Genomic DNA, 26,622 nt, shown 5'->3' on the forward strand with positions numbered 1-26,622 from the left:
CCGCGAGGCGAACCCACCGACCTCACCGCAAGATCCCCGAAATTCAACGCTACGCCACGCTACCGACCGCTCAGTCCGGCAGCATCGGCATCTCGAGCCCCTGGTCGCGTCCGAGCAGCGTGCCCCGGGTGACGGCGGAGAGGCCGTAGCGCTCGCGGACGTCGTCGACGGCGAGGTCGAGCGCCAGAGGGTGCGCATCCCCGGCGAAGGGCAGCTCGAGCTGGACGCCGCCGGTGTCGTCGAGGTTGCCGACGGCCACGCCGAGCATCGTCAGCCCGCGCTCGGCGATCAGCGGCGCGGCGGCCTCGGCGAGCAGCCGGACGGCGCCGAGGACCGCGTCGTGCTCGGCCGTCGCCACGGTGAGGGTGTGCGAGCGCGTCGCGCGCGTGAAGTCGTCGAACCGCAGCCGCAGGGTGACCGTGCGCCCGGTGCGCCCGGCGCGGCGCATGCGGCGGGTGACGCGGTCGACCAGGCCCATGAGCACGGCGTCGGTGCGCTCGGGCGACACCGGCCCGCGCCCGAGCGCCCGCTGCGCCCCGACCGAGCGCCGGCGCCGCCCGACCTGCACCCGGCGCGGGTCGCGGCCGTGGGCCAGGGCGTCGAGGTGCCGTCCGGCGGCGCGCCCGAGCAACGACTCGAGGGTCGGGGCGCCGATGGCGGCCAGGTCGCCGACGGTGGTGACGCCTTGGCCGCGCAGCTTGCGGGAGGTCACCTCGCCGACGCCCCACAGCACCTCCACCGGCAGCGGGTGCAGGAACTCGAGCTCGCCACCGGGCTCCACCACGAGCAGCCCGTCCGGCTTCGCGACCCGGCTCGCGACCTTCGCGAGGAACTTCGTGCTCGCGACGCCCACGGTGATCGGCAGGCCGACGTCGGCGGCGACCTCCCGCCGCAGCCGGGCCGCGATCCCCGACGGGGGGCCGGCGATCCGCCGCAGCCCCGAGACGTCGAGGAACGCCTCGTCGATCGAGATGGGCTCGACCAGCGGGGTCACCGAGTCGAACACCGCGAACACCGCCCGGCTCGCGCCGCTGTAGGCCTCCATGCGCGGCGGGACGACCACGGCGTCCGGGCAGAGGGCGCGCGCCATGCGCCCGCCCATCGCCGTGCGTACCCCGCGGGCCTTGGCCTCGTAGCTGCAGGCGAGCACGACGCCGCCGCCGACGATGACCGGGCGCCCGCGCAGCGCGGGGTCGTCGCGCTGCTCGACCGAGGCGTAGAAGGCGTCGAGATCCGCGTGCAGGATCGTCGGCTCGCCGGGCACGGGACCACGGTCGCACGCGGCACCGACGCCGGGCAGCGCCTGAGTGGACCTCCCGTCCCGCCGACACAAAACCTTCACCAGGGTCTTGCGCAAACCTGTAGATGGAGCTACAACTATGGGCATCGGAAGCCCCGCAGCGCAGTACGTCGAGGGAAGGAGATGACCGATCGTGCTGCTGAACTACGACCCCTTCGACCCGTTCCGGGCGCTCGAGCGCCTCGCCGGCGCCTCCCGGCAGCAGACCGTGAGCGGCATGCCGATGGACGTCTACCGGGCCGGCGACCACTTCGTCGCCTCGTTCGACCTCCCGGGCGTCGACCCGGGGTCGATCGACGTCTCGGTCGACGGCAACGCGCTCACCGTGACGGCCGCGCGGACGGCGCCGAGCAGCGACGGCGACTACCTCGTCGCCGAGCGGCCCCGCGGGCGCTACAGCCGCCAGCTCGTCCTGGGCCGCGACCTCGACCTCGACCGTCTCCACGCGTCGTACACCGACGGCGTGCTGACGCTGACGATCCCCGTCGCCGAGCGCGCGAAGCCGCGCCGCATCGAGATCGAGCACGCCGCCGCGACGACGAGCATCGAAGGGACCCCCGACGAGCACCGCGAGGAGGCGCCGACGTCCTGATCGCCACCGACACACCACGACGACCCACCAACGAAAACACCGAGACCGAGACCGCGTGAGCACCCGCCGGGCGCCCCGGCGGGTGCTCACGCACGTCTCGCCGAGCTGCGGGACCGAACGGCGCGAGAGGAGGGGCCCATGGGCGTCGAACAGCTCGACGACCAGGACTACCCGTCGCTGACGATCGGCCAGGCCGCCGACCTCATCGGCGTCGCCCCCGCCTTCCTGCGCAGCCTCGACGCGGCCGACCTGCTGCACCCGCAGCGCTCGGAGGGCGGTCAGCGGCGGTACTCGCGCCGGCAGGTCGACTTCGCCGCGCGCGTCCGTGCCCTCTCCGACGAGGGGCACACGATCGCCGGGGCGGCGTCGATCCTCACCCTGCGCGGCGACCTCGCCGACGCGCAGCGCGACCTCGCCGCGGCGCGGGCCGAGCGCGACGAGGCCCGCGCCGAGCGCGACGAGGCCCGGGCCGACCTCGCGCGGGCGCACGACGCGCTCGACGAGCTCCGCGCGGAGTAGATCCGGGTCGCACCCGGGCCGTTCAGTCCCGCAGGCGCAGGATGACCCGCTCCCCCGGGGCCCGGCCGACGAGCGCCCGGAGCCGGCCGACCAGCCCGAGCACCGAGATCAGCCGGTACTGCAGGCCGTACTTGGCCGCGAGGGCTCGCCGCGGGCCCGCCTGGGCGGCGGGGTCGTCGACGATCTCGGCGCGGCCCTCCGCGGTCGGGGCGTCCGGCGCGACGGTGCCGGCGCGGTCGCAGGGCCGCAGCACGATGCGGGGGTCGCGGCGCAGCCGCTTGACCTTCCCGCTGGTCGCGGACGTGATGACGACCAGGGAGTCGCCGTCGCGGGCGACCCACACGGCGGTCGGGACGGGGGTGCCGTCGCGGCGGTGGGTGGTCAGGGACAGGAAGGGCTCGTCACCGAGGGCGGTCACGCCCGTGGTCGCGCTCACCGGATCAGCCCACCACGCCGGCGGTGGGCCTGCGCAGCGGGAGGAACGGAGGGGGGAACATGGCCCGTATGGCCACCACAGCGGGGCGACGGCGCCCGGCGGACCTCGTGCTCGAGGGCGGCGGGGTCAAGGGCATCGGGCTCGCGGGCGCGGTCGCGGCGATGACGGACCACGGCTGGGCGCCGCACCGGATCTCGGGCACCTCCGCGGGTGCGCTCGTCGGGGCGATGGCCGCCGCGGGCGCCACGGGTGAGCGGCTCGGGGAGATCACCGCGCGACTGAACTTCCGCGAGGTCGCCGACCGCAGCGGCATCGCGCGCCTCCCGCTCGCCGGGCCCGCGCTCGCGTTCCTCGGCGGGCAGGGGCTCTACCAGGGCGAGTGGCTGCACACCTGGGTCGCCGAGGAGCTCGCCGCGCTGGGCGTGCACACCTTCGGCGACCTGCGCATCGACGACCCCTCGCTGCCGCCCGCGCAGCGCTACCGGCTCGTCGTCACCTGCTCGGACCTGACGCTCGGGCAGCTGGTGCGGCTGCCGTGGGACTACCGGTCGGTCTACGGCCTCGACCCCGACGAGCAGCCGGTCGCCGACGCGGTGCGCGCCTCGATGGCCATCCCGTTCCTCTTCAAGCCGACGACCCTGACCAACGCGCGGACCGGGGTGACCTCGACGCTCGTCGACGGCGGGCTGCTCTCGAACTTCCCCATCGACTCGCTCGACCGCACCGACGGCCGCGAGCCGGCGTTCCCGACGTTCGGTGTCACGATCACCACCGCGCCCAAGCCCGGGATCGGCGACAACGTCGCGCTGTTCCACTCGCGGTGGTTCGACATCCCCCAGCCGGCGCCACTGCGCCTGCTCGAGCAGCTGATCACCACGATGATCCTCGGCCGCGACCAGGCCGTGCTCAACCAGCCGTGGGTCGCCGCGCGCACCATCCACGTCGACGCCGGGGCCGTCGGCCTGCTCGACTTCGGGATCACGCCCGCGCGGGCCCGCGCGCTCTACGACGCGGGGTACGTGGCCGCCGAGGAGTTCCTCGCCCGGTTCGACTGGCGGGCCTACAAGCGCCGCTTCCGCCGCGACGCCCACGAGGCACTGGCCGGCACGGCCGGTGGGGTGCGGTGACGCCCCGCGCCCGCCGCGTGTGACGCCCGGCGGGCAGACTCGGCGGGGTGGTCACCGCCGGGGCGCGTGCCCGCGCCGAGCGCGCGGCGCGCGAGCGTCTCGTCACCTCGCTGCTGCGCGAGCTGGACCCGCCGGTCACGCGCGACGGTGACGCCCTGGGCCTGACGCTCCCCGCCGGCACCCTCGGGGTGACGCTGCTGCACCGCTCGCCCACCGGGCACCACCGCCTCGCCGAGGCGGTCACCCTCGACGGGCGGCCCGCGACGCACGACGAGGTCGTCACCGCGGTGCTCGAGACCGTCGGCGAGGGCGAACCGGTCGACCACCTCGCCGCGATCGTCGCCGACAGCGTCGCGCGCACGGCCCGCTACCTGGACGCGCCCGCCGCCCCGACCGGCGACCGCACCCGCGACGCCGAGCAGGCGGTGCGCTACGGCCACCCGTTCCACCCGACCCCGAAGAGCGCCGAGGGCCTCGGCGACGACGACCTCACCGCCTGGGCGCCCGAGCTCGGCGCGTCGTTCGTCCTGCACCACCTCGCGCTGCGCGACGACGTCGTCCTCGCCGACGGGGCGCCCCTGACGCCGCCGGCCGCGGTCGCCCCGCACGTGCCGGCCGGCTGGACGGCGCTGCCGGTGCACCCGTACCAGGCGCGCGTCCTCGCCCGGGACCCCACGCTCGCGCTGCTCGAGGCCGAGGGCGCCGCCCGCCGGCTCGGCCCGCTCGGCGACCCGGTGTGGCCGACGTCGTCGGTGCGCACGGTGGTCGACACGGTGACCGGGGCGTCGTGGAAGCTGCCGCTGCGGGCGCGCCTGACCCACTTCGTGCGCACCACCCCGCCCGAGCACGCGCGCCGGGCGCTCGACGCCGCGCGGGTCGTCGCGCACCTCCCGGCCCTGCCGCCCGGGTTCGGCGTCATCAGCGACCTCGGCTTCGCCACCCTCGACCCGGCGGTCGGCGGCGACCGGCTCGCCGCCGACCTCACCGTCATCGCCCGCGCGCCGTTCCCGCCGGGCAGCCCGCGGGTGCTCGCGGCGGTGCTCGAGGACGGGCCGGCGGGCGAGGACCCGCCCCTGCTCGCCGACATGCGCGCCGCCGGCGACGTGCACGCCTGGCTGCGGCGCTGGCTCGCCGTCTCGCTCGTGCCGATGCTGCACGTCTTCGGGTCGGCGGGCCTGGGGTTCGAGGCGCACCCGCAGAACACGCTGGTCGTCACCGACGACGACGGGTGGCCGACGGCGTGCCGGGTGCGCGACCTCGAGGGCGCGCACCTGCGCCGCGACCGCCTGCCGGCCGGGCTGCCCGCCGACTCGCCGCTGGTCTACACCCGCGAGGAGGCCTGGCAGCGGCTGCGCTACCACGCGGTGACCAACCACCTCGCCCTGCTCGTCGCCGTCCTCGGCCGGCACACCGTCGGCGAGGAGCCGCTGTGGGCGACGGTGGCGGAGGTGCTGGGCGAGGTCCGCGATCCCGCCGCGCGCCCCTGGGCCGCGGAGCTGCGCCACGCCCCGACCCTGCCCGCCAAGGCCCACTTGCGCAGCTGGGCGGCCGGGCGCGGGGAGGACCCGATCTACGTCGAGGTGCCCAACCCGATCGCCGCCGCGGGGTGGAGGATGCCCGCATGACCTTCACCCACGTCGTCACGTTCAGCTGGACCGGGCAGGCCGCCGAGGACCCGTCGATCCCGGACGGCATCGCCGAGACCCTGCGCCGGTGGATCGCCGACGCCGACCTCAAGGGGCTGCGGTCGTGGACCTGCGGGCGCGACGCGGGCCTCGCCGAGGTCAACGCCGACTTCGCGGTGGTCGCGGTGTTCGACGACATGGACTCCTACCTCGCCTACCGCGACGACGCCGAGCACCGGCGGATCATCGTCGAGGACATCGCGCCGCACGTGGGGCAGCGCACGTCGGTGCAGTTCGCCGGGTGACGCCGACCGGCGCATGATCGGGCCATGGCGGGCTTCGAGCTCGGGACCGACGGCCCCGGCACCATCCTGGTCGGGGTCGACGGGTCGATCACGTCGCTGCGCGCCGGCGCCTACGCCGCGGGGCTCGCGCGCCGCCAGCACGCCCACCTGCTCGTGGTGACGGTCGCGACGACGTCCTCGCTCGCCGCGATGGCGCCCGGCGCGCTGGCGGTGCTGTCCGACACCGCCGAGCAGCTCGCCGCCGAGGTGCAGGGCGAGGCCAAGCGCTACCTCGAGGACCTCGCGCTCACCGGCGAGCTCGTCCGCGTCCAGGGCGACCCGTACGCGGAGATCGTGCGCCTCGCCGACGAGCGGAAGGTGGACGCCGTCGTCGTCGGCGCCTCGACCAGCGCCGGTCACCGGATCGTCGGCTCGCTGGCCGGCCGGCTCGTGCGTGCGGGGAAGTGGCCGGTCACCGTCGTGCCGTGACGGACCGTCCCGGAGCGACGAGTCGGCGTAACGAATCACCCGTACGCACCAGCGAACGATCACACACGGCACCTACAGTGAGGCGGGTCACCTGTTCCTGCCCGCTCCCGAGGTCGCCGTGGCCACACCGCTGACTCCCGCCAGCCCCACCCATCTCGCGCCGTCGTACGCGACGCCGGCCTGGCTGCTGCGCGGGCTCACCAACGAGCCCGGCGTGCTGAGCCTGTACGCGGGGCGGTTGCGGCTGGTGACCGCGGAGGGGGTGGTGTTCGACGCCCCGCTCGGCGCGGTCGAGCGCCTCGCCTTTCCCTGGTACCAGGGCTCGGGCGGACTGCGGGTGACGGTCGGCGGGCGGCGCCACCGGGTGACGTTGAGCCGCCCCAAGGGCGCCGCGTTCCCGGCCGCGCGCCTGCTCGACGCCGGCTCGCGCGCCGACGCCGGCACCGACCGGGCCGCGCCCGTCACCGTGCACACCGTGCTGGAGGGCCGCGGCGCCGGCCGCGTGTGGCGCACGCTCCTCGACGCCTGAGCTCGCGGGGCCTGCAGCGAACGCGCTGTTCGCTGCTTCTAAGCGAGCGAAGGCGCCGCTCGCTGCTTCTGTTCTCAGCGAGCGATCGCCGCGGTGATCAGCCCATGTTCGGCTGGCCGTTCGAGGCGCCCAGGCCGCCGTCGACGGGGATGTGCGCGCCGTTGACGAAGCGCGCGTCGTGGCTCGCCAGGAACGCGATGACGTCGGCGACCTCGGCGGGCTCGGCGGGGCGCCCCATCGGGATCCGCCGCCGGAACGCCGCCATGGTGTCGTCGTCGGAGCGGATGCCCGCCGACATGTCGGTGGCGGTCAGGCTCGGGTGCACGGCGTTGACGCGCACGCCCTCGCCGGCGTGGTCGAGGGCCATGGCGTTGGTCAGGTTGGTGACCGCGCCCTTGGCGGCGTTGTACGCGGCCATCCCCCAGTCGCCGCCGAGGCCCGACACCGAGCCGACGTTGACGATGCTGCCGCCGCTGGTGCGCAGGTGGGGCAGCGCGGCCTTCGAGGCGTAGAAGACGCCGTCGACGTCGGTGGCCATGATGCGGCGCCAGGTGTCGCCGTCGATGTCGGCGACGGTGCCCGGCTCCGCGACCGCCGCGTTGTTGACCAGCGTGTCGAGCCGTCCGTGCTCGGCGACGACGTCCTCGACGAGCGACGTCACCGCCTGCTCGTCGGACGTGTCGGCGACGCGGGTGACGATCGTCGAGCCCGCCGGCGCGTCGGCGGCGACCTTGTCGAGCTTCTCCTGCGTGCGCCCGGCGATGACCACCGTCGCGCCCTCGGCGCCGAAGCGGTGGGCGGTGGCGGCGCCGATGCCCGAGCCGCCGCCGGTGACGATGACGACGGCGCCGGTGAACGTGCCGGTGGAGCGGCTCTCGGCCACGAGTCCTCCTCGGACGATTGAAAGCTTGACCATCCGCGGTTACCCGCGCCCGGCGGTCTCACCCGTGGTGTCGAGCAGCTCACGTCGAGTGGCGGGTCAGTCTTACCTAGGTCACGCTGACCTATGTGTGGGTGGACGTGCTACTCCTGGGTCAGCTGGCGCGACGGCCGGCGCACGGCTACGAGCTGCGCCGGCGCATCGAGGCGGCGACCGGCATCAAGCTGCACAACAACTCGCTCTACCCGGCGCTGAAGCGCTTCGGGGAGGCCGGCGCGGTCACCCGCACGCTCGAGCCGCAGGAGGGCCGCCCGCCGCGGCACGTCTACACGCTCACCGACGTCGGGCGGGAGCTGCTGCACGACCAGCTCGCCGACCTGCCCGACGAGCTCGCGGGCGACGAGGCCGAGTTCCTCGCCCGCCTCGCGGGGTTCGGGCGACTGACCCCCGCCGAGCGCCGCGGTGTCCTCGACGCCCGGGGCCGGGTGCTCGCCGAGCGCCGGGCCCGCCTCGCCGGGCTGGCCGAGGCGGCCGCACCCCCGTCGGTCGACGACCCCGACACCGCCACCGACGACCCCTGGGCCGCGCTCGTCCTCGACGAGGTCCTGCGCCGCATCCGCGAGGAGCAGGGCTGGCTCGACCGGCTCGCGCGCCGCGCCGACGACCAGTCCACCACCACCCGTCAGCACGAGGAGATGCCTCCATGACCAGCGGGACCACCATCACCACCTCGACCGCGCACGACGACGCCCCGGACCTGCCGCAGCTGCCGTTCCCGCGCGAGGACGCGCTGACGATCTCCCCGCTCTACGAGCGGCTCCGTGCGGCGGGTCCGGTCACCCGCGTGCGCACCCCCGCCGGTGACGTCGTCTGGCTCGTCTCCCGCTACGAGGAGGCCAAGACCCTCTTCGCCGACCGCCGCCTCGGCCGCTCGCACCCGCAGCCCGAGCAGGCCGCCCGCGTCTCCGACGCCGGGGTGATGGCCGGGCCCACCGGCGACCACGAGCACGAGGACGACGACCACACGAGCATGCGGCGCCTGCTGACGCCCGCGTTCTCGGCGAAGCGGATGCGCCGGCTGCACGACCGGGTCGCGGAGCTCGCCGACGGGCTCGTCGACGACCTGCTGGCGACGGGGTCCGAGGTCGTCGACCTGCACGCCGGCTTCTCCGTGCCGCTGCCGATCTTCGTCATCTGCGAGCTGCTGGGCGTGCCGGTCTCCGACCGCGTGTACTTCAAGGGCCTGTCGGAGCGGATGGCGACGCTGACCGGCGACGACCCGGCGGTGGCGCGCGCCGAGTTCGAGCGCTACACCGCCGGGCTCGCCGACGCCAAGCGCGCCGAGCCCGGCGAGGACGTCATCTCCGACCTCGTCGCCGCGCAGGCGCACGACCCGCGCCTGACCGACACCCGCGTCGCCGAGCTGACCGCCGGGCTGCTGTTCGCCGGGCACGAGACGACGGTCAACCGGCTCTCGCTGGGAGTGGTCCTGCTGCTGGTCAACCCGTCGGTGCGCGACCGGCTCGTCGCCGACCCGACCGGCTCGGTCGACGCGATCGTCGAGGAGGTCCTGCGCCTCGCCGAGCCGGGCGGGATGGGGCTGCTGCGCTACGCCCACGAGGACGTGACGGTCGGCGAGGGGGACGAGCAGGTCACGATCGCGCGCGGCGACGGCGTCGTCATCGTCACCAGCGCCGCCAACCGCGACGAGCACGCCTTCGACGGGGCCGGCGCGTTCGACCCCGACCGGTCGCCGAACCCGCACCTGTCGTTCGGGCACGGGCCGCACTTCTGCATCGGCGCGAGCCTCGCCCGCACCGAGCTGCGTGTCGGCCTGACGACGCTGTTCACGCGCCTGCCCGAGCTGCGCCTCGCCGTCGACCCGACGGCGCTGACGCTGCACACCGAGCGCCTCACCGGCGGCCTGGACGAGCTGCCGGTGCGCCTCGCCCCGCGATCCGCCTAGAGCTCCCCGCGGCGGGTCACGAGGGTCTCGGCGACCTCGCGGAGCTTGACGTTGAGGTCCTGCGAGGTGCGCCGGAGCAGGTCGAAGGCCTCGTCGGAGGTCAGGCCACGGCGCTCCATGAGCACGCCCTTGGCCTGGCCGATGACGTCGCGGCTCTTGAGGGCCTCGCGCAGCTGCGCCTCCCGCAGCTCCGCGGCCGTCCGGGCCTGCACCGCGGCGATCGCCGTCGCGGCGTGGGCGGCGAGGACGAGCGCGTGGTCGCGGTCGGCGGCGTCGAGGCCGTCGCTGGTCCAGGAGTAGAAGTTCAGCGCGCCGAACCGCGGCGGCTCGCCGCCGGGGAACATGCCGGTCGACAGCACCGCGCCGAGCCCGAGGCCCTCGGCGGCCTGGCGACCGAACGTCGGCCACGAGGCGTCGGCGCCGGTCAGGTGGCCCATCGAGGTGCCGACGCCGCTGCGGTGCATGGCGGTGTGGCTCGGGCCCTCGCCCACCTCGTCCTGCAGCGCGTCGGCCTTGAACGCGACGTCGTGGCTCGCCGCGACCGTGTCGAGGCGACCGTCGGGGTTGCGCAGCACGACCGACACCACGTCGGCACCGGGCACGATCGCGCGCGCGGCGTCCACCACACGCTCGACCACCCCGACGACACCCGAGTCCGCGGGAACGGCGAACAGGGCGTCGGCGAGGTGCACGAACGCGGGGGCGAGCCCGTCGATCGGGCCGGAGTCCGACGTGCTGTCGAGGGTCATCGAGGTGCACCTTCACCGGTGACGCAGGGACACGGAACCCCGGAATTATCCGTGATCCTGCACGCCGGGCGGCGACCAGGTCGGTCCGTCTCTCCCCGTGATCCCGCGGTCACCGTGCGATGAGCTGCCCCAGCCGCTTGGTGAGCTTGACGTTCTCGCGGTAGTCGACGGGCACGACGATGACCGACGGCTTGTCGCGACGGTCGAACGCCTCCTTGAGCGCGGGCCGGAACTCGTCGGCCGACCCGATGCGCCGCGCGTGGCAGCCGAGGCCCTCGGACACCGCGACCAGGTCCGGCGTCTTGAACTCGGTGCCGAAGTGGTGCCCGAACTCCACCTCCTGCTTCCAGGAGATGAGCCCGTAGTCGTTGTCCTCCCACACCACGTTGACCGGGGCGACGCCGAGACGGGTGGCGGTCGCGAGCTCGGCCATGTTCATCATGAAGCCGCCGTCGCCGGAGAGCGCCACGACCCGCCTGTCGGGCTCGACCAGCGACGCCGAGACCCCGCCGGGCACCGCGATCCCCATCGAGCAGAAGCCGTTGGAGATGATGCAGGAGTTCGGCGCGTAGGTCGGGTAGTGCCGCGCGACCCACATCTTGTGGGCCCCGACGTCGCTGATGAGGATGTCCTCGTCGTCCATCTCGGCGCGCAGCTCGGCGAGGATGCGCTGGGGCTTCATCGGGAAGTCGCCGGTCTCGGCCTCCGCGCCGGCCCCCGCCTCGCCGATCTCCTCGGTGAGCGACTCCCGCACCCGGCGGTGCAGGTGGATGTCCTCGTAGTGGTGCTCGGCGGTGAGGCCCTCGTTGATCGCCCAGAGCGTGGCGGCGACGTCACCGACGATCTCGACCGTCGGCCGGTAGGCGTCGTCCACCTCGGCGGGGTCGAAGTCGATGTGCAGCAGGCGCTTGGTGCGCCCGATGTTCCAGCGCGCCGGCGGCCACTCGACCATGTCGTAGCCGACGGCGATGACGAGGTCGGCGGCCTCGAAGACCTCGGTGACGTAGTCGCGCGACCCGAGCCCGACCGCGTACAGGCTGCGCTCGTGGCGGTCGGACAGCGCGCCCTTGCCCATGAACGTCATGCCGGCGTAGATGCCGGTGCTCTCGACGAACCGCTGCAGCTGGCGGCTCACGCGCGTGCGCACGCAGCCCTGCCCCACGAGCAGGACCGGGCGCTCGGCGCGGGCGATGAGGTCGAGCGCGGCCTCGATCGACTTCTCGTCAGGGACCGGGCGGCGCACCTTCTCCGGCGGCACGATCGGCGCGGCCTCGACCTCGTGCTTGGCGATGTCCTCGGGCAGCTCGACGTGCGTCGCGCCCGGCTTCTCGGCCACGGCCAGCTTGAACGCCTTGCGCAGGACCTCGGGGATCGTGGTCTCGTCGCGCAGGGACGTCGTCCACTTGGTGATCGGCGAGAACATGTTGACCACGTTCATCGCCTGGTGCGACTCCTTGTGCAGGCGCGTCGTGGCGCCCTGCCCGGTGATCGCGACGACCGGGGAGTTGTCCATGTTGGCGTTGGCGACGCCGGTGACGAGGTTCGACGCCCCCGGTCCCAGCGTCGAGAGGCACACGCCGGGCCGGCCGGTCAGCCGCCCGTAGACGTCGGCCATGAACGCCGCGCCCGCCTCGTGGTGGGTGGCGACGAAGCGCACCGACGACTCGCGCATCGACATCAGGAGGTCGGCGTTCTCCTCGCCGGGGACACCGAAGACGTACTCGACGCCCTCCGCCTCGAGACAACGCAGGAACAGGTCGCTGGCCCTCATGTGTCGGTCCACTCCCGGGGATCGGCGCGCGTCGGACCACGGACTGATGCCCAGGGTGCGCGCTCGGCACACCCCGGACGGCGCCCTGCCCTACCCGGAACCCGGCTGGGCCACGCCGATCTGGCGCGGCGAGCGGTCGCGGGAGCTCGTGCCGGTGCTCGTCCCCGTGCCCGCCCCGGTGTTCGACGCGTCCGTGCCCCCGCCGCCCGAGGCGCCGTCGCCGAGGGTGCCACCGGTGCTCTCAGGGCCGGCGCCGGCGTCGGCGGTGCCCGTGCCGGTGTCGCCGGTGCCGCCCTGCTCGGCCCCGGCCAGGTCCGACACCGACTCGAGCGTCTCGCCGATCTTGAGGTCGTTGAGGAACAGTGTCGCGGGCCGGGCGTCGCCGTCGGAGTCGCGGTAGATGCCGGTCTTGAGGTAGTCGAACGAGTCGATCATCGTGCCGCGCGGCGGGCGGAAGTCCTGGAGGACCTGCTGCCCGTCGCGGTGGACCGACACCGACCCGCCGCCCACCTCGAACTCGATGTCCATCTGCACCGCGAGGTTGCGGCCGGCCTGCACCGGACCGAGGTCGCGGACCCGGTCGCCGACGTTGGCCAGCCACAGCCGCCCGTCGACGATCTCGAGCGCCACCGGCGGCGAGGTGTTGGTGCCGCCGTCGTGCAGCTGCCACACGACCTGCCAGTCCGACGTGTCGACCGGGAAGTCGGGCGGGAGGAAGGCGCTGTACCCGAAGAACAGGTGCTGACCGGCACGGATGTCCTGCGCCTCCTCCGGGCGCACCTCGGAGCGTTTCGCGCCGTCGGGCACCTCGAGCTTGACGACCTGCCGACCCGGCACGTTGGGGCTCTCGACCTCCTCCGGGTTCAGCCCGCCGCCCTCGACGTTGCCGCCGTTGGAGTCGCGGAACCCGGCGAGCCCGGACGTCAGCGCCCACAGCGCGCCGGTGTCCCCGCCGGCGGAGCCGGAGCCGGAGCCGGTGCCGGTGCCGCTCCCGGCTGATCCGGTGCCGCTCCCGGGGTCGGCGTCCCCGTCGGAGCCGCTCCCGCCGCTGCTGCCCCCGCTGCCGCCGCTGCCCGCGCCGCCGCCGTCCGTGCCGCTGCCGCCGTCCGTGCCGCTGCCGCCGTCCGTGCCGCTGCCGCCGTCCTCGGCCGCGCTGCCGCCGGCGTCCTCCGACGGACCAGCCCCGCCGCCGCTGGTCCCGCCGCTGCCGGTCCCGCCATCGCTGGCGCTGCCTCCGCCGGAACCGCCGGACGGTCCCCGGGTCGTCGTGTCCGGTGACGTCGTGCTGCCGGAGCCGCTGCTGCCGCTTCCGCCACGGCCGGAGGACGAGCCCTCGTCCGGCGGCGTGGTCGTCCGCGGCTGCGAGTTCGTGCCGTCCTCGGCGGCGGCGCTCCCGCCGCCGGTCCCGCTCCCGCTGCTCCCGGTGCCGCCGTCGCTCCCGGTGCCGCCCGTACCGCTGCTCCCGCCCGAGCCTCCGGACCCGGTGCCGCCCGTCCCGCCGCCGGCCGCGCCGCCCTCGTCCGGCGGGGTCGTCGACCGTGGCCCGGAGCCGGTGCCGTCCTCCGCCGCGCCCGAGCCGGTGCCCGTGCCACCGGTTCCGCCCGTTCCGCCGCGGCCGGCCGCGCCGCCCTCGTCGGGCGGCGTCGTCGGCGTCGGTCGGGATCCGGCGCCGTCATCGGCCGCGCCGGAAGGCAGGGTCGACGCGTCCCCCGGGCCCGAGCCGGTCCCCGTGCGCGACCCCGTGCCGGTGCCCGTGCCCGGCGCCGCGCCGGTCGGGGCGGCACCGCCGTCGCCGGTGTCCGGGTAGAGGTCGCCGCCCGCCGGCGGCTGCGCCGACCCGGAGCCCGACCCCGGCTGCCCGGACCCGTCCGGCACGGTCGTCTCCGGCCCGGACGTCTCCGGCCCGGTCGTCTCCGGCCCGGTCGTCCCGGGGGCCGTGGTCCGCGGGGCTGCGCCCGTACCGCCCGGGAGGCCGCCCGCGTCGTCACCGCCCGGCACGCGCGCGTCGTCACCGGCGCCGGGGACACCGGTCGTCCCACCGCCGCCCGGGGTGCTGGTCTCGTACCCGCCGCCCCCGCCCCCGCCGCCGCTGCCCGGCGCGGCCGTCCCGGCGCCGCCGTCGGCACCCGGCGTCGTCGTCCCCGGCGCCACGGTGCCGGCACCGGGCAGGCCGGTCGGGGTGGTGGCGGCTCCCGGCGTGCCCGTCCGCGCCGCGCCGGTCGACGCGGGCACCCCCGCCGGGTCGGCGGCAGGCGCCCCGGAGCCGGCCGCGGCGGGCAGCGAGGTGATCAGCCGCCCCAGCGAGTCGGACGCCCAGCGCGTGGCCGGCGTGCTCGGCGCGACCTCGAGCCGCGCGTACCCGGCGTGGGCGGGCGCGGCGACGGTCTGCTCGAGCGGGGGCGCGCTGGTGCCCGGCGGGGTCGAGCACACCGGGTCGTCGGGCGCGCAGACCTGGATGGTGCGCGACGCCAGCGACCCGAACCCGCCCTCGCGCGCGGGCAGCACGCCCTGCCCGTCGACGCCGTCCGGGACGGTACGGGCAGCGGGGTCGCGGGCGGGGTCACCGAAGAGCCCCACGGCGACGACCCGGTCGGCCGGTACACGGGACTCCTGCCCGCTGCCGACCCGCGCGGCGACGTCGCCGGCGACCTGGGCGCCCTGCGAGTAGCCCAACAGCATCACGCGGCTGCCCGGACACCCCGCAAGCTGCGCGGCGACCTGGTCGGCGAGCGCCGTGACCGCCTGCTGCTCGCTCGCCGCGTACGACTCCCCCACCTCGGGCCCGGGCACCGCGACCACGGACAGGCGGTTGCCCACCTGCCCCACCAGCGGGTCGGTGAGCGCCGCGAGCGTCTCGCCGCCGGCCGCGCCGCTGCCGTTGACCGCGAAGAGCGTGACGTCGCGGCACTCGGCGGGCGCGCCGGGCGCCGCGAGCGTCACCACGCCCGTCCCGCCGGCGAACAGCGTCACGACGAGCACCGCCGCGACGGCGAGGACGCCGACGGGCACGTGTCCGACGAGACCGCCCCGCACCGACCGCCGCATCTCGCCCTCTCGCCGGGGTGCCCGGCCGCGACCGGGGCGGGGCGGGGACCGGCACGCGGCACGGGTCGCCCTCGCCGGGTCAGCTTCGGCGACCGTCGCGGCGCGTGGGTGCGGTTTCGGAGAACTCGTCGAGTCGTTCCCGATCGCACACGCGCTACCCCAGCGCGTCGCGCAGGAAGGCGACCTGGAGCAGGAGCAGGTTCTCGGCCACGACCTCCTGCGGGGTCATGTGCGTGACGCCCGACAGCGGCAGGACCGTGTGCGGGTGCCCCGCCGCGAGCAGGGCCGACGAGAGCCGCAACGTGTGCGCGGCGACGACGTTGTCGTCGGCGAGTCCGTGCACGACCATGATCGGCCGCTGGGGCTCGCGCGTGCCCGGGTCGTCCAGGATCGACGAGCGCGCGTAGGCCTCGGGGTCCTCGTCGGGGTGCCCGAGATAGCGCTCGGTGTAGTGGGTGTCGTAGAGGCGCCAGTCGGTCACGGGCGCCCCGGCCACGGCGGCGTGGAAGACGTCGGGGCGGCGCAGCACCGCGAGGGCGGCGAGGTAGCCGCCGAAGGACCACCCGCGGATGCCGACGCGGTCGAGGTCGAGGTCGCCGACCTGCTCGGCGGCCGCGTGCAGGGCCGTGACCTGGTCCTCGAGCACCGGCGTCGCGAGGTCCCCCCGCACCGCGCGCTCGTACGCCGGCCCGCGCCCGGGCGTCCCGCGGCCGTCGGCGACCACCACCGCGAAGCCCTGGTCGGCGAACCACTGCGAGGTCAGGAACATCCCGCGCGTCGCGAGGACCCGCTGGGAGTGCGGGCCGCCGTACGGGTCGAGCAGGACCGGGAGCTTCCGCGAGCCCGGCACGTGGTCGCGGGGCAGCAGGACGGCGACCGAGGGGCCGCCCGGGTCGGTCGCGACGCGGCGCACCGCGGGTTCCAGGCCCGGCGACTCGGCGTGCGACGTCACCGCGAACGTGCGCCCGTCGGCGCGCACGACGGTGGTGCGCGTGCCGTCGGTGTCGAGGTCGCCGCCCGCGATCACCGTCGTCCCCCCGGCGCGCCGCCCGCCCCACACCCCGTGCTGCGGGCCGACGCGCGCGGCGCCGTCGGCGCGCGACCACGTCCACAGCGTGCGGTCCTCCGGGCGCTCCGCGGCGCTGAACAGCACGACGTCGCCGTCGACGTCGGCGACGGCCTGCACCTGCAGCCCGGGCGGGCTCACCGGCTCGTCGCCGATCAGCAGCCGGCGGGTGTCGTCGCGGTCGGCGCAGCGCACGAGGGAGCCGTCGGCGAGGTGCGCGGGCACGCCTCCGACGAGGTCGACCCACACCGCGTCCTCGTCGGACACGAGCACCGCGGAGGTGCCCTCGTCCGGGTCGACCCGCCGCACGTCCACGCGGCGCTGGTCGCGGGTCGAGACGGTGACGAGCAGGTCGTGGGTGTTCCACGTGACGTCGGCGAGGTACTCCGTGCCCTCGCCGAGGTCGACGGGCACGCGGGTGCCGTCGAGGTCGACGAGGTGCAGGGTCACCTCCGCGTTCGCGGTGCCGGCGGCGGGGTAGGCGTTCTCGACGGGGCGCCGGTCGGGGTGGGCCGGGTCGGCGATCCACCACCGCGTCACCGCGGCGTCGTCGACGCGGGCGACGGCGAGCTGGCTGCCGTCGGGCGACCACCAGTACCCGCGGTAGCGGTTCATCTCCTCGGCGGCGACGAACTCCGCGAGCCCCCACTTGATGTGCGGGCCGTCCTCGGGGTCGGGGCCGGCGAGGACGTGGGTCGTGCCCGTCGAGAGCTCGTGGACGTGCAGGGTCCCGCCGCGCACGAACGCGACGCGGGCGCCGGTGGGGTCGGGTCGCGGGTCGACGACCGGGCCGTCGACCGGCAGCGCCGCGGGCTGCGCCCCCGGTACGAGCTCGACGGTGAACGCGCGCCCGGACAGGACGAACACCGCCAGCCGCGCGGCCGCGTCGAGGGCGTACTCGACGACGCCGCCCGACTGCTCGCGGACCCGCTCGCGCCGCGCGCGCTCCTCGGGCGGCAGGTCCTCCTCGCCGGGGACGTCGAGCTCGCGGGGGTCGACGAGCAGGTGCTCCTCCCCCGTGGCGACGTCGACCAGCCAGAGGCAGGTCACGGGGTCGTCGCCGGCCCGGCTGCGCAGCAGCACGACCCGCGCGCCGTCGGGCGAGACCGTCGGGCGCCGGGGCGCGCCGAGGGTGAACCGGCGGGTGGTGGCCTGGCGGCGCGGGAAGGACGCCGGAGAGTCGGACGCGGCGGGGTCGGCGGGCACGCCCCGCAGTGTGCCGGGCGGGCGGGCGCGACGGGCGAACCCCGTCGCGCCCCTTGGCTAGGCTCGTGGCCGTGGTGGAGACGGAGCGGCGCATCGCCCTGACCGGGATCAAGCCCAGCGGCGAGCCGCACCTGGGGAACTTCGTCGGCGCGATCCGGCCGGCGCTCGAACTGGCGCGCACGGCGGAGTTCGAGTCGCGGTACTTCATCGCCGACGAGCACGCGCTCACCGGCACGCCGGCGTCGGGCGACGTCGCCGCGTGGACCCGCTCGGTCGCCGCGACGTGGATCGCCGCCGGCCTCGACCCCGAGCGCACGGTCTTCTACAAGCAGTCCGACGTCCCCGAGACCTTCGAGCTGACGTGGATCCTGTCCTGCGTCACGGGCAAGGGGCTGATGAACCGCGCCCACGCCTACAAGGCCGCGCGCGACCGGAACGCCGCCGCCGGCGAGGAGCCCGACGCCGGGGTCAACCTGGGTCTCTACAACTACCCGGTGCTCATGGCCGCGGACATCCTGGTCATGCAGTCCGACCTCGTTCCGGTGGGCCGCGACCAGCTCCAGCACGTCGAGATCGCCGCCGACGTCGCGGGCAGCTTCAACCACCGCTACGGCGACGTGTTCCGCCTGACCGTCCCCGAGGCCGTCGTGCCGCCCGAGACCACCGGGCACACGCTGCCCGGGCTCGACGGCCGCAAGATGAGCAAGTCCTACGACAACTACATCCCGCTCTTCCTGCCCGCGCCGCAGCTCAAGAAGCTGGTGCGCCGCATCCCGACCGACTCGACGCCGGTGGAGGCGCCGAAGGACCCGGACTCGTCGGCGGTGTTCCAGATCCTCGCCCAGTTCGCCGAGCCCGACGTCGTCGCGGACACCCGCAAGCGGCTCGAGGCCGGCGGCGTCGGGTGGGGTGAGCTGAAGAACCAGCTCGCCGAGGTGCTGGAGGCGCAGCTCGGGCCGCTGCGGGCGCGCTACGAGGAGCTCGTCGCCCCGGACAGCGAGCTGGACGCGATCCTCGCCCGCGGCGGCGAGGTCGCCCGCGAGCAGGCGTCGCGGGTGCTGCGCGGGGTGCGCCGCGCGGTGGGCGTCGAGGTCTGACGCCTCGGGTCAGGCCGGGGCAGGCCGGGATCGGCCCGGGATCAGCCCAGGGTGGCGCGGTCGGCGGGTGCCGCGCGGCGTGGCGCCGGCAGGTCGGCCGGCGCGTCCCAGTCCCCGAGGCGCTCGAGCTCCTCGAGCGTCTCGGGGACGTCGGGCAGCTCGCCGACCCACAGGCGCAGCGGGCCGGTGTCGAGGGGGCGCAGGGCACCCTCGGGGTCGGTGGCCTGGGCGCGGCGGCGCAGCCACGTCCCGAGCGCCAGCGCGGTGACCACCGAGGCGACACACCACACGACGACCAGGACGGCGACCCACACGAGCACCGGCACGAGCACCTCCGACATCGGGGAGCGGAACGCGGTGACCGAGCGTGCCCGGGGGACCACCGCGTGCGTTGCCCTGAGGATGACATCCCCGAGGTGCCGCCAGGGCCCTTGTCACTCGATCGGACGTCCCGACTCCGACCGTCGGGCGCACTTCGGCGACCATCTGCGGCGCTTGACGACCGTTCGACGCCCCGTTCGAGCCGTTCGTCGCGCAGATGCCTTCGTCGCTGAACGGGTTCTCAGGTCGCCTCCAGCGCAGCGGCGATACGCCCGGCAACAGCAGCCGACTCGTCCGGGGAGCCGTACGGGTGCCGGGGTCCGAGGAAGAACCGGAGCCCGTCCTTGGGCCGGCGCGGGATGACGTGCAGGTGCAGGTGCGGCACGGACTGGCTGATGATGTTGTTGATCATGATGAGCGAGCCCGGCGCCTCCATCGCGGACTCCACCGCCCGCTCCAGGCGCTGGGCCAGGGCGAAGAAGTCCGCGACCTCGTCCGGCGGCAGGTCGGCCAGGGTCGTGACGTGGGTGCGCGGGACGAGCAGGGTGTGCCCGTGGAACACCGGCGAAGTGTCCAGGAACGCCGTCGTGGCCGGTCCGTCGTGGACGACGTCGGCCGGCGCGTCCCCGGCGACGACCGCGCAGAAGGCGCAGGGCTTGGTCGGGCGCGGGGGCACGGGACGAGCCTGGCAGGCGCCCCGGCGGGGGTGATGCCGGGCCCCCGGGGACGCACACGGGGTGCCGGCGCGTTGTGAGGTGCATGGGTGCACCGAGGTTGTTGGTGATCGGTCACGAGGTCTCGCCGGAGACCGTGCTCGTCCAGGCGGGTTCGTTGGCGAGCTGGGCGGCCGACCGCGGCGTGGAGATCGTGCCGGGCGTGGCGGGGCAGCCGCTGCCCGCGCCCTCGGAGGTCGACGCCGTGGCCGTGCTCGGCTCGGTCCGGGGCGCGTGGGACGACGACGTGCCCTGGCTCGCCGACGAGATCGCCTACCTGCGGGGCGTCATCGCCGCCGACGTCCCGGTGCTCGGCATCTGCTTCGGCGGGCAGCTCCTCGCGCGCGTGCTCGGCGGCACGGCCCACCCCGCCGACGGTCGCCACGAGCACGGCTGGCGCGAGATCACCACCGCCGCGCCCGACGTCGTCGCCCCCGGGCCGTGGATGGAGTTCCACTTCGACAGCTTCACCCCGCCGCCGGGCGCGGAGGTGCTCGCGTGGTCCGAGCGCTGCACCCAGGCGTTCCGCGACGGTGCGCACCTCGGGGTGCAGTTCCACCCCGAGATCACGCCCACCGAGCTCGAGACGTGGGTGGCGCGGTGGACCGGCACGCCGCTCGAGGCGCGCCTGCCCGAGCTCGGCGTCGACGTCGACGCGCTGCGGGCCGAGACGGCCGCGCGCGCCGAGGCCTCGCGCGCCACGAGCTGGGTCCTGTTCGACGCCTTCGCCGCGCGCACGGGTCTGGTCGCCGGTGACGTCGCCGCGGACGCGGCCCGGTGACCGCGGCGGAGATGAAGGTCCGCATCGGCATCGGTGCCGGGCCCTCGCGGCACGACCCGGCCGCGGCCACGCTCGAGCTCGTCGACGGGTGCGAGGCCCGGGACATCGACTCGGTGTGGTTCCCCGACCGCATCGCCGCACCCGCCGTCGAACCCCTCATCGCGCTCGGGTGGGCGGCGGGCCGCACGCGCTCGCTCAAGCTCGGCACCGGCGTCGTCGTGCTCCCGGGCCGCAACCCCGCCGTGGTCGCCGCCCAGCTCGCCTCGCTGGCCGCGCTCGCGCCCCGGCGCATCCTGCCGGTGTTCGGCCTGCGCCCCGCCACCGCCGCCGAGCGGACCGTCTACCCGGTGCCCGGCCCGCGTGCGGCGGTGTTCGAGGAGGCCCTCACCGTCGTGCGCCGCCTGCTCACCGAGGAGTCGGTGACGTTCCAGGGCCGCTTCTTCGACCTCGACGGGGCCGTCGTCGAGCCCCGCCCGGCGCGGCCGCTGGACCTGTGGCTCGGCGGGCTCGTGCCGGCCGCGCTGGAACGGGTGGGGCGCCTGGGCGACGGGTGGCTCGCCTCGTTCGTCACGCCTGCCGAGGCCGGCGCGGCCCGCGCGACGATCGCCGCCGCGGCCGCCGACGCCGGGCGCGAGGTGGAGGACGACCACTACGGCACCAACCTGCTCGTCCTGCCGCCCGGCACGTCGGACGCCGACGCGGACCGCGCCCGAGCCGCATCGGTCCACCGGCGCCCCGAGCTCGACCCGCACGACCTCGTCGCCGACGGGTGGGAGGACGCGCGCCGCCGGGTCGGGCGCTTCGTCGACGAGGGCATCACGAAGTTCGTGGTGCGCCCGGCCGTCGCCCCCGCCTCGTGGCCGTCGTTCCTCGACGAGTTCGCCGAGCACCTCGTGCCGCTGGAGACCTAGACGCCGCGGCTGCCCAGCACACGGGTCAGCGCGATCTCCAGGACCACCCGCTGCGGGTTCTCCCGCGGCACCCGGTAGCGCTGCGCGTAGCGGTGCTCGGCGTCGGCCACGGCGTCCGGAGCGTCACGGACCACCGCGAGCCCCTCGAGCGTCGACCACCGCCGCCCGTCGACCTGCGTGACGGCCACGCGCGCCCCGTCCTCCCCCGCCGCCCGCACGTGACGCGCCTTCGCGCTCGTGCCCGAGGTGATGACGCGCGCGATCGCCGTGTCGAGGTCGAGCACGGCGCCCACGGGCACGACGTGCGGCGAGCCGTCCCGGCGCAGCGTGGCCAGGGTGCAGAGGTGGCGCTCGGTCCAGAACTGCGCGAACTCCTCGCCCCGCGCGCGCAGGTCGGCCGGGCTGACGGTGGGTGTCGGGCTCACCCGTCGATCGTGCCGCCCCGCCGCCGGCGGCCGCTCACCCGCCCGGCGTCGGCGAGCGCGTCACGGTGCCGGCGAGCCAGGCCCAGAACCGGGGATCCATGGGCGACGTGGTGGGGATGACCATCTGCGGGTCGGTCTCGGCCGCCTCGCTGGAGTCCGAGCCGGAGTCCGAGTCGGAGCCGGACTCCGAGCTGGTGCTCGAGCCGGAGTCCGAGCCGTTGTCCCTGCTCTCGCCGTTGACGTTCGAGCCGTCGCTCGCGGAGTCGCTCTCGCCCGCGGCGGTGGTTCGCCGCGACGTGGGGCCGGAGCTCCCCCCGGAGTCCGAGGAATCGGAGGAGTCGGAGGCCTCCTCGGCCGCGGAGCGTTCGGTCGAGCGCCGCGTGGTCGGGTCCGCCGACTCGTCGTCCGCCGTCGGCCGCGTGCTCGGGTCGGACGAGGAGTCCGAGGAGGATTCGCTGGACGACTCGCCCGACGACTCCTCGGGCGCCTCGGTGGTCGTCCGCGCCCGCGTCGGCTCGACCGTCACGTCCTCGTCGGCGGCCGAGGAGCCCGAGGTGGTGCTGGCCGGCGCCGAGCGCTCGTCCGCGTCGGCCTCGTCCGTGGGCAGGAGCGAGCCGGAGTCGCCGTCCTCGGTCGCCGTGGCCGGGTTCCGGGTGGTCAGCGAGGCACCGGTGGTCGGGTCGACCGTGGTGGTCGTGCCCGTGGACGGGTCGGTGGTCGTGGTGACGCCGGTGGACGGGTCGGTCGTGGTGGTCGGCTCCTCGGAGCCGCCCCGTCGGTCCTGCCCGGCGTCCGGCTGCTCGGTCGCGTCCGAGGGCAGGGGCCAGCCCTCGGGCGTGGTGCTGGGCAGGCTGCGGGCGGCGGCGCCGCCGGGCTCCGTGGTGGCACCCGTCGCGGCCCCGGTGGACGCGTCCGCGTCGTCGGCGGGCTGCCCGTAGGTGGGCCAGCCCTCGGGCGTCGAGGCGGGCGCCTCCGCGTCGGTCGGGAGCTCGAGGGTGGGCCCCCCGGTGGTCGTCGGCGGCGCCGCCTCGTCCGTGGTGGTGCGGGCCGGGCCGGCCGCCGGCTCGTCCGCCCCGTCGTCCGCGGGCGCGCGCCGGGCCGGGGGCTGCTCGGGCTCGTCGGGCTCGTCCCCGCCGGGCAGGAGGTCGGGCAGCAGGCCGCCGTCGCCCCGCTCCTCGCCGCGGCCACCGTCGTCGCCGCCGCCCCGGCCGTCGCCGGCACCGCCACCAGCACCACCGCCGGCACCGCCGCCGTTGCCGCCGCCCTCGCCGCGGTCACCGCCGCGTCCCGGGGCGCCGTCGTCGCCGGCCGCGGGGCCACCGCCACCGCCGTTGCCACCGCCGTTGCCGCCAGGGGCACCGCCGCCGTTGCCGCCGCCGCCGTTGCCCCCGGGCAGGAGGTCGGGCAGCAGGCCGCCGTCGCCGCCGCGGTCACCACCCCGGTCACCACCCCGGTCACCACCCCGGTCACCACCCCGGTCACCACCCCGGTCAACGCCGGCGCCCCCGCCCCGGCCGTCGGGTGACCCGGTCGGCTCGTCGCGCGTGGGGTCGGGCAGCAGCGGGAGGTCGAGCACCGGACCGGGGTCCTCGGCCGTCGGTGTCCCGCGCGGCACGGTGGGCTCGGTAGCGGCGTCGCCACCCGGGGCGTCCGGCACCGTCGGCTCGGCCGGCGCGGGCGGGCTGCCGGCGCCGGGCAGCGGCTGCGGGGCGAGGCTCGGGACGAGCTCGTCGAAGCCCGGCGGCGGCGTCACGGGCTGCTCGGCGCCGGGGAACGCGGGCTCGCCGGGTGCGGACGACGCCGTGCCCAGCGCGCGCGACCCCGGCAGCGGGATCGGCGTCAGCGGCGGGGCGACGTCGTCGGGCAGCGCCGGCTCGGGCGGAGCGTCGGGGAGGGCGTCGGGGAGGGCGTCGGGGAGGGCCAGGGGCGCACCGCCGGGGTCGTCGGCGGAGGGCGCGCCGGACTCGGCGGTGCCCTCGGCGGTGTCGGCGGGCTGCTCGGAGGTGGTCGGGGCGTCGGTCGCGTTGCCGGTGAGACCCGCGGCGTCGTCGCGGGGGCCCGGGACCACCGCGGTGCCCAGGCCGAGGAGCGCAGCCACGAGCGCCACCGCGAACAGCGACGTGATCACGATGTTGCGCGGCGTGCGGAACGGCCACGGTCGCGGACGCGGTGCCGGATTCCAGCCTCGGGACGAGGTGGACGGCATGCAACCCCCTTCGAAACCAGCCCGCCCCCGACAGCGGTCCGCGACCCCACGGCCCCGGAGATCCGTACGGTACGCCGTGCGTGTGTCCGCGGTCAGCCGTTTGGTGAGGCCCGCGGAGATTCCGACAGGCACCATGGAGGGCGTGGGTGTCGAGCCCGGGGAGCGCGTCGTCGCGCGGACCCCGACGCAGCGTCGGCCGAGCCCACACCTCGATCTGGATCTGGCCGCCGTGCGCCGTGCCTATCGCGCGATGCGCGCCGCGCTGCCCGGGATCGAGCTCTGCTACGCCGTCAAGGCGAACCCCCACCCCGACGTGCTGGCCCTCCTCGTCGCCGAGGGCGCATCGTTCGACCTCGCCAGCGTCGGCGAGCTCGACCTCTGCCTGCTCGCCGGGGCGACCCCGGCGGGGCTGTCCTGGGGCAACCCCGTGAAGAAGGTCACGGACGTGCGCGCGGCCCGCGCCGCCGGCGTCACCCGCTTCACCACCGACGCCCCCGCCGACGTCGACCTCCTCGCTCGCGAGGTCCCGGGCGCCGCGGTCGGGGTCCGGCTCGCGGTCGGCGACGACGGGTCCGCGACGCCGTTCGCCGGCAAGTTCGGCGCGGGCGAGGACGAGGCCGTCGCCCTCCTCGAGCAGGCGCGCGCCGGGGGCCTCGACGCGGCCGGCGTCGGCTTCCACGTCGGTTCCCAGCAGAGCGACCCCCGCGCGTGGGCGCGCGCGATCGACACCGCCGCGCGCGTCGCCGCCCGCCTCGGCGAGCACGCGCCCCGGGAGCTCAACCTCGGCGGCGGCTTCCCCACCCCGCACGCCGGCTCCCCGACCCCCGACGTCGACGCCTGCGCGGCCGCGATCCGCGAGGCCCTCGCCACCCACGCCGCGTGGTGGCGGCCGCGCGCGTTTGCCGAGCCCGGCCGCGCCCTCGTCGCGGACGCGGGTGTGCTGCGCGCCGAGGTCGTCCTGGTCACCGAGCGCGCCGGGCGCCGCTGGGTCTACCTCGACGTCGGCCGCTACCAGGGCCTCGCCGAGACCGAGGGCGAGATGATCGTCTACCGGCTGCGTACGCCGGGCCGTGACGGGGAAACCGGGCCGGTCGTGCTCGCCGGACCGACCTGCGACGGCGACGACGTCCTCTACCGCCACGCCGACGTGCGCCTGCCCCTCGACCTCGCGCCCGGCGACGTCGTCGAGTTCCTCGGCACCGGCGCGTACACGGCGAGCTACGCCTCGGTGGGCTTCAACGGCCTGCCTCCCCTGCCCACGTACACGACCTGACACCCGAGAGAAGGTGGAGTTGACGACCACACCCGTCACCCCGACCGCCCCCGACACCGCCACGTTCGCGGGCCGGCACGTCCTCGCCGAGCTGCGCGGGGTCGACGCCGCGCTCCTCGGCGACGAGCACCGGGTGGCCGACGCCCTGCGTCGCGCCCTCGACGCCGGCGGCGCGACCGTCCTCGACGTCGTGGCGCACCGGTTCGAGCCCCAGGGCACGACCGTCCTGGCCCTGCTCGCCGAGTCGCACGCGTCGGTGCACACCTATCCCGAGGCGTCGGCGGCGTTCGTCGACGTCTTCACGTGCGGCGTGCAGGCCGACCCCGAGCTGGTGGTCGACGCGCTGGGCCGGGAGCTGGAGGCGCGGGAGGTGCGGGCCCAGGTCGTGGCCCGCGGGGCCGGACTCGCGCCCGCGACCGGGGGCCGGGAGGTCGACGAGCCGCTCGCCGCGGGGATGCGACGGCGCTGGCGCCTCGACGAGGTGCTCTGGCGGGGGCGCACGGAGTGGCAGGACATGGTGGTCGCCCGGACCGCGCAGGGGATCTCGCTCTTCTGCGACGGCGAGCGCCAGTCCACCGAGGCGAGCCAGCTCGTCTACCACGAGGCCCTCGCCGTGCCACCGATGCTGCTCGCCGACGAGCTGCGCTCGGTGCTGGTCGTCGGGTCGTCGGAGGGCGTGGTCTCCCAGCTCGCCGTCGCCGCGGGGGCCACCCGCGTCGACCACGTCGACATCGACACCGAGTGCGTCCGCCGCTGCGCCGAGCTCCTCCCCTACGGCTACACCCCCGAGGAGCTCGCTCTCGCGGAACGAGCCGCCGAGCGCGGCGACGGCCCGGTGCGGATGCACTACGCCGACGGCTGGCAGTTCCTCGCCGACGCCGCCGCGCGCGGCGACCGGTGGGACGTCGTGATCGTCGATCTCCCCGACGAGCCCGTCGAGGTCACCGATCCGGCCCAGCACGCCCGCCTCTACGGCGCCGAGTTCCTGCAGCGGTGCCGCGACGTCCTCGCCCCCGGCGGCGTCGTCTGCTCGCAGGCCGGCTGCCCGACGCTGTGGCGCAACGACACCCTCGGGCGCATGACGCGGCGCTTCGACGACGTCTTCGCCACCGTGATGCCGTACTGCTCCGACGAGCACGAGTGGGCGTACCTGAGCGGACGCGTGGACGAGGTCGACGACCCCGTCGAGCTCGCGATCTCCCGCCTCGACCGCTTCCCGGCGCTGACGTCCCTCGACGCCGGCGCCCTGCGCCGGGGCGCGGTCCTGCCGTTCGCCCTGCGGGCCCCCGAGCGCGTCGCCGCGCCCTGACC

Annotated in this window: 25 protein-coding genes; 14 read left to right on the top strand and 11 right to left on the bottom strand. The window is 76.1% G+C overall.

The genetic code is table 11. The annotated features are described in order from the left end of the window. Window positions 1–70: 70 nt before the first annotated feature. Window positions 71–1,264 (bottom strand): DNA polymerase IV, encoded by a 1,194-nt coding sequence (gene dinB / locus PH190_RS20465; protein ID WP_274233377.1) that lies wholly within the window; start codon window positions 1,262–1,264, stop codon window positions 71–73. 169 nt (window positions 1,265–1,433) lie between these two features. On the opposite strand from dinB, the gene PH190_RS20470 reads away from it, so the two are divergent. Both PH190_RS20470 and PH190_RS20475 read left to right on the top strand, forming a co-directional pair. Then, window positions 1,434–1,892 carry an Hsp20/alpha crystallin family protein gene (locus tag PH190_RS20470; RefSeq protein WP_274233378.1) on the top strand — a complete coding sequence of 153 codons (459 nt, stop codon included), beginning with the start codon at window positions 1,434–1,436 and terminating at the stop codon, window positions 1,890–1,892. 138 nt (window positions 1,893–2,030) lie between these two features. Then, a complete protein-coding gene (locus PH190_RS20475; RefSeq protein ID WP_274233379.1) occupies window positions 2,031–2,411 on the top strand; it encodes a MerR family transcriptional regulator in 381 nt (126 codons plus the stop codon). Between the two features lie 22 nt (window positions 2,412–2,433). On the opposite strand, the gene PH190_RS20480 is transcribed toward PH190_RS20475, so the two are convergent. After that, window positions 2,434–2,847, bottom strand: coding sequence for a PPOX class F420-dependent oxidoreductase (locus PH190_RS20480; protein WP_274233380.1), 414 nt, complete (start codon window positions 2,845–2,847; stop codon window positions 2,434–2,436). A gap of 68 nt (window positions 2,848–2,915) precedes the next feature. Here PH190_RS20480 and PH190_RS20485 point away from each other — a divergent pair, with 68 nt between their 5' ends. The 5 genes from PH190_RS20485 to PH190_RS20505 all read left to right on the top strand — a co-directional run bounded on the left by PH190_RS20485 (window position 2,916) and on the right by PH190_RS20505 (window position 6,901). After that, window positions 2,916–3,974 (top strand): patatin-like phospholipase family protein, encoded by a 1,059-nt coding sequence (locus tag PH190_RS20485; protein ID WP_274233381.1) that lies wholly within the window; start codon window positions 2,916–2,918, stop codon window positions 3,972–3,974. A gap of 47 nt (window positions 3,975–4,021) precedes the next feature. Beyond that, complete coding sequence (locus PH190_RS20490) at window positions 4,022–5,599, top strand: IucA/IucC family protein (RefSeq protein WP_274233382.1); 1,578 nt, start codon at window positions 4,022–4,024, stop codon at window positions 5,597–5,599. Continuing rightward, window positions 5,596–5,904 carry a Dabb family protein gene (locus tag PH190_RS20495; protein ID WP_274233383.1) on the top strand — a complete coding sequence of 103 codons (309 nt, stop codon included), beginning with the start codon at window positions 5,596–5,598 and terminating at the stop codon, window positions 5,902–5,904. The genes PH190_RS20490 and PH190_RS20495 overlap by 4 nt, the downstream gene beginning before the upstream one ends. Before the next feature lie 24 nt (window positions 5,905–5,928). Then, window positions 5,929–6,372, top strand: a complete 444-nt coding sequence (locus PH190_RS20500; RefSeq protein ID WP_274233384.1) for a universal stress protein — start codon at window positions 5,929–5,931, stop codon at window positions 6,370–6,372. A 118-nt stretch (window positions 6,373–6,490) separates the two neighbouring features. Next, a complete protein-coding gene (locus tag PH190_RS20505) occupies window positions 6,491–6,901 on the top strand; it encodes a hypothetical protein (protein ID WP_274233385.1) in 411 nt (136 codons plus the stop codon). A gap of 97 nt (window positions 6,902–6,998) precedes the next feature. Here the strand turns inward: PH190_RS20505 and budC are convergent, their stop codons facing one another. Continuing rightward, the gene (budC, locus tag PH190_RS20510; RefSeq protein WP_274233386.1) at window positions 6,999–7,784 is read right to left on the bottom strand and encodes a meso-2,3-butanediol dehydrogenase; all 786 of its coding nucleotides are present in this window, start codon (window positions 7,782–7,784) and stop codon (window positions 6,999–7,001) included. Between the two features lie 125 nt (window positions 7,785–7,909). On the opposite strand from budC, the gene PH190_RS20515 reads away from it, so the two are divergent. Both PH190_RS20515 and PH190_RS20520 read left to right on the top strand, forming a co-directional pair. Beyond that, on the top strand, window positions 7,910–8,488 hold the full coding sequence (locus tag PH190_RS20515) for a PadR family transcriptional regulator (protein WP_274233387.1): 579 nt from the start codon (window positions 7,910–7,912) through the stop codon (window positions 8,486–8,488). After that, entirely contained in the window at window positions 8,485–9,747 is a 1,263-nt protein-coding gene (locus PH190_RS20520; protein ID WP_274233388.1) for a cytochrome P450, read from the top strand. Before PH190_RS20515 ends, PH190_RS20520 begins: the two co-directional genes overlap by 4 nt. Here the strand turns inward: PH190_RS20520 and PH190_RS20525 are convergent. From PH190_RS20525 to PH190_RS20540, 4 genes are all read right to left on the bottom strand, one after another. Further along, the gene (locus PH190_RS20525; protein ID WP_274233389.1) at window positions 9,744–10,496 is read right to left on the bottom strand and encodes an ANTAR domain-containing protein; all 753 of its coding nucleotides are present in this window, start codon (window positions 10,494–10,496) and stop codon (window positions 9,744–9,746) included. The genes PH190_RS20520 and PH190_RS20525 overlap by 4 nt on opposite strands. A gap of 109 nt (window positions 10,497–10,605) precedes the next feature. Further along, window positions 10,606–12,267, bottom strand: a complete 1,662-nt coding sequence (locus tag PH190_RS20530) for an acetolactate synthase large subunit (RefSeq protein ID WP_274233390.1) — start codon at window positions 12,265–12,267, stop codon at window positions 10,606–10,608. Between the two features lie 90 nt (window positions 12,268–12,357). Continuing rightward, on the bottom strand, window positions 12,358–15,276 hold the full coding sequence (locus tag PH190_RS20535; protein WP_274233391.1) for a cutinase family protein: 2,919 nt from the start codon (window positions 15,274–15,276) through the stop codon (window positions 12,358–12,360). Between the two features lie 190 nt (window positions 15,277–15,466). After that, window positions 15,467–17,584 carry a S9 family peptidase gene (locus PH190_RS20540; RefSeq protein WP_274233392.1) on the bottom strand — a complete coding sequence of 706 codons (2,118 nt, stop codon included), beginning with the start codon at window positions 17,582–17,584 and terminating at the stop codon, window positions 15,467–15,469. 71 nt (window positions 17,585–17,655) lie between these two features. On the opposite strand from PH190_RS20540, the gene PH190_RS20545 reads away from it, so the two are divergent. After that, on the top strand, window positions 17,656–18,681 hold the full coding sequence (locus PH190_RS20545; protein ID WP_274233393.1) for a tryptophan--tRNA ligase: 1,026 nt from the start codon (window positions 17,656–17,658) through the stop codon (window positions 18,679–18,681). Between the two features lie 41 nt (window positions 18,682–18,722). Here PH190_RS20545 and PH190_RS20550 read toward each other — a convergent pair whose 3' ends face one another. Both PH190_RS20550 and PH190_RS20555 read right to left on the bottom strand, forming a co-directional pair. Then, window positions 18,723–19,022: a hypothetical protein gene (locus PH190_RS20550; protein WP_274233394.1), complete on the bottom strand. Its 300-nt coding sequence runs from the start codon at window positions 19,020–19,022 to the stop codon at window positions 18,723–18,725. Between the two features lie 221 nt (window positions 19,023–19,243). Beyond that, window positions 19,244–19,678, bottom strand: a complete 435-nt coding sequence (locus tag PH190_RS20555) for an HIT family protein (RefSeq protein WP_274233395.1) — start codon at window positions 19,676–19,678, stop codon at window positions 19,244–19,246. Window positions 19,679–19,782: 104 nt separating this feature from the next. Here PH190_RS20555 and PH190_RS20560 point away from each other — a divergent pair, with 104 nt between their 5' ends. Both PH190_RS20560 and PH190_RS20565 read left to right on the top strand, forming a co-directional pair. After that, window positions 19,783–20,496, top strand: a complete 714-nt coding sequence (locus PH190_RS20560) for a type 1 glutamine amidotransferase (protein ID WP_274233396.1) — start codon at window positions 19,783–19,785, stop codon at window positions 20,494–20,496. Next, window positions 20,493–21,407, top strand: coding sequence for a TIGR03854 family LLM class F420-dependent oxidoreductase (locus PH190_RS20565; RefSeq protein WP_274233397.1), 915 nt, complete (start codon window positions 20,493–20,495; stop codon window positions 21,405–21,407). The genes PH190_RS20560 and PH190_RS20565 overlap by 4 nt, the downstream gene beginning before the upstream one ends. Here PH190_RS20565 and PH190_RS20570 read toward each other — a convergent pair. Further along, the gene (locus tag PH190_RS20570) at window positions 21,404–21,832 is read right to left on the bottom strand and encodes a TIGR03618 family F420-dependent PPOX class oxidoreductase (protein WP_274233398.1); all 429 of its coding nucleotides are present in this window, start codon (window positions 21,830–21,832) and stop codon (window positions 21,404–21,406) included. The two genes, PH190_RS20565 and PH190_RS20570, sit on opposite strands and share 4 nt — an antisense overlap. A 34-nt stretch (window positions 21,833–21,866) precedes the next feature. Beyond that, window positions 21,867–23,930, bottom strand: a complete 2,064-nt coding sequence (locus PH190_RS20575) for a hypothetical protein (RefSeq protein WP_274233399.1) — start codon at window positions 23,928–23,930, stop codon at window positions 21,867–21,869. A 241-nt stretch (window positions 23,931–24,171) separates the two neighbouring features. Here PH190_RS20575 and PH190_RS20580 point away from each other — a divergent pair, with 241 nt between their 5' ends. Together PH190_RS20580 and speD are read left to right on the top strand one after the other, a co-directional pair. Continuing rightward, complete coding sequence (locus PH190_RS20580; protein WP_274233400.1) at window positions 24,172–25,311, top strand: type III PLP-dependent enzyme; 1,140 nt, start codon at window positions 24,172–24,174, stop codon at window positions 25,309–25,311. Window positions 25,312–25,330: 19 nt separating this feature from the next. Further along, a complete protein-coding gene (gene speD / locus PH190_RS20590; RefSeq protein WP_420791682.1) occupies window positions 25,331–26,620 on the top strand; it encodes an adenosylmethionine decarboxylase in 1,290 nt (429 codons plus the stop codon). The last annotated feature ends 2 nt before the right edge of the window (window positions 26,621–26,622 follow it).

Source organism: Actinomycetospora straminea, from assembly GCF_028737255.1.
GTDB classification, from domain to species: domain Bacteria; phylum Actinomycetota; class Actinomycetes; order Mycobacteriales; family Pseudonocardiaceae; genus Actinomycetospora; species Actinomycetospora straminea.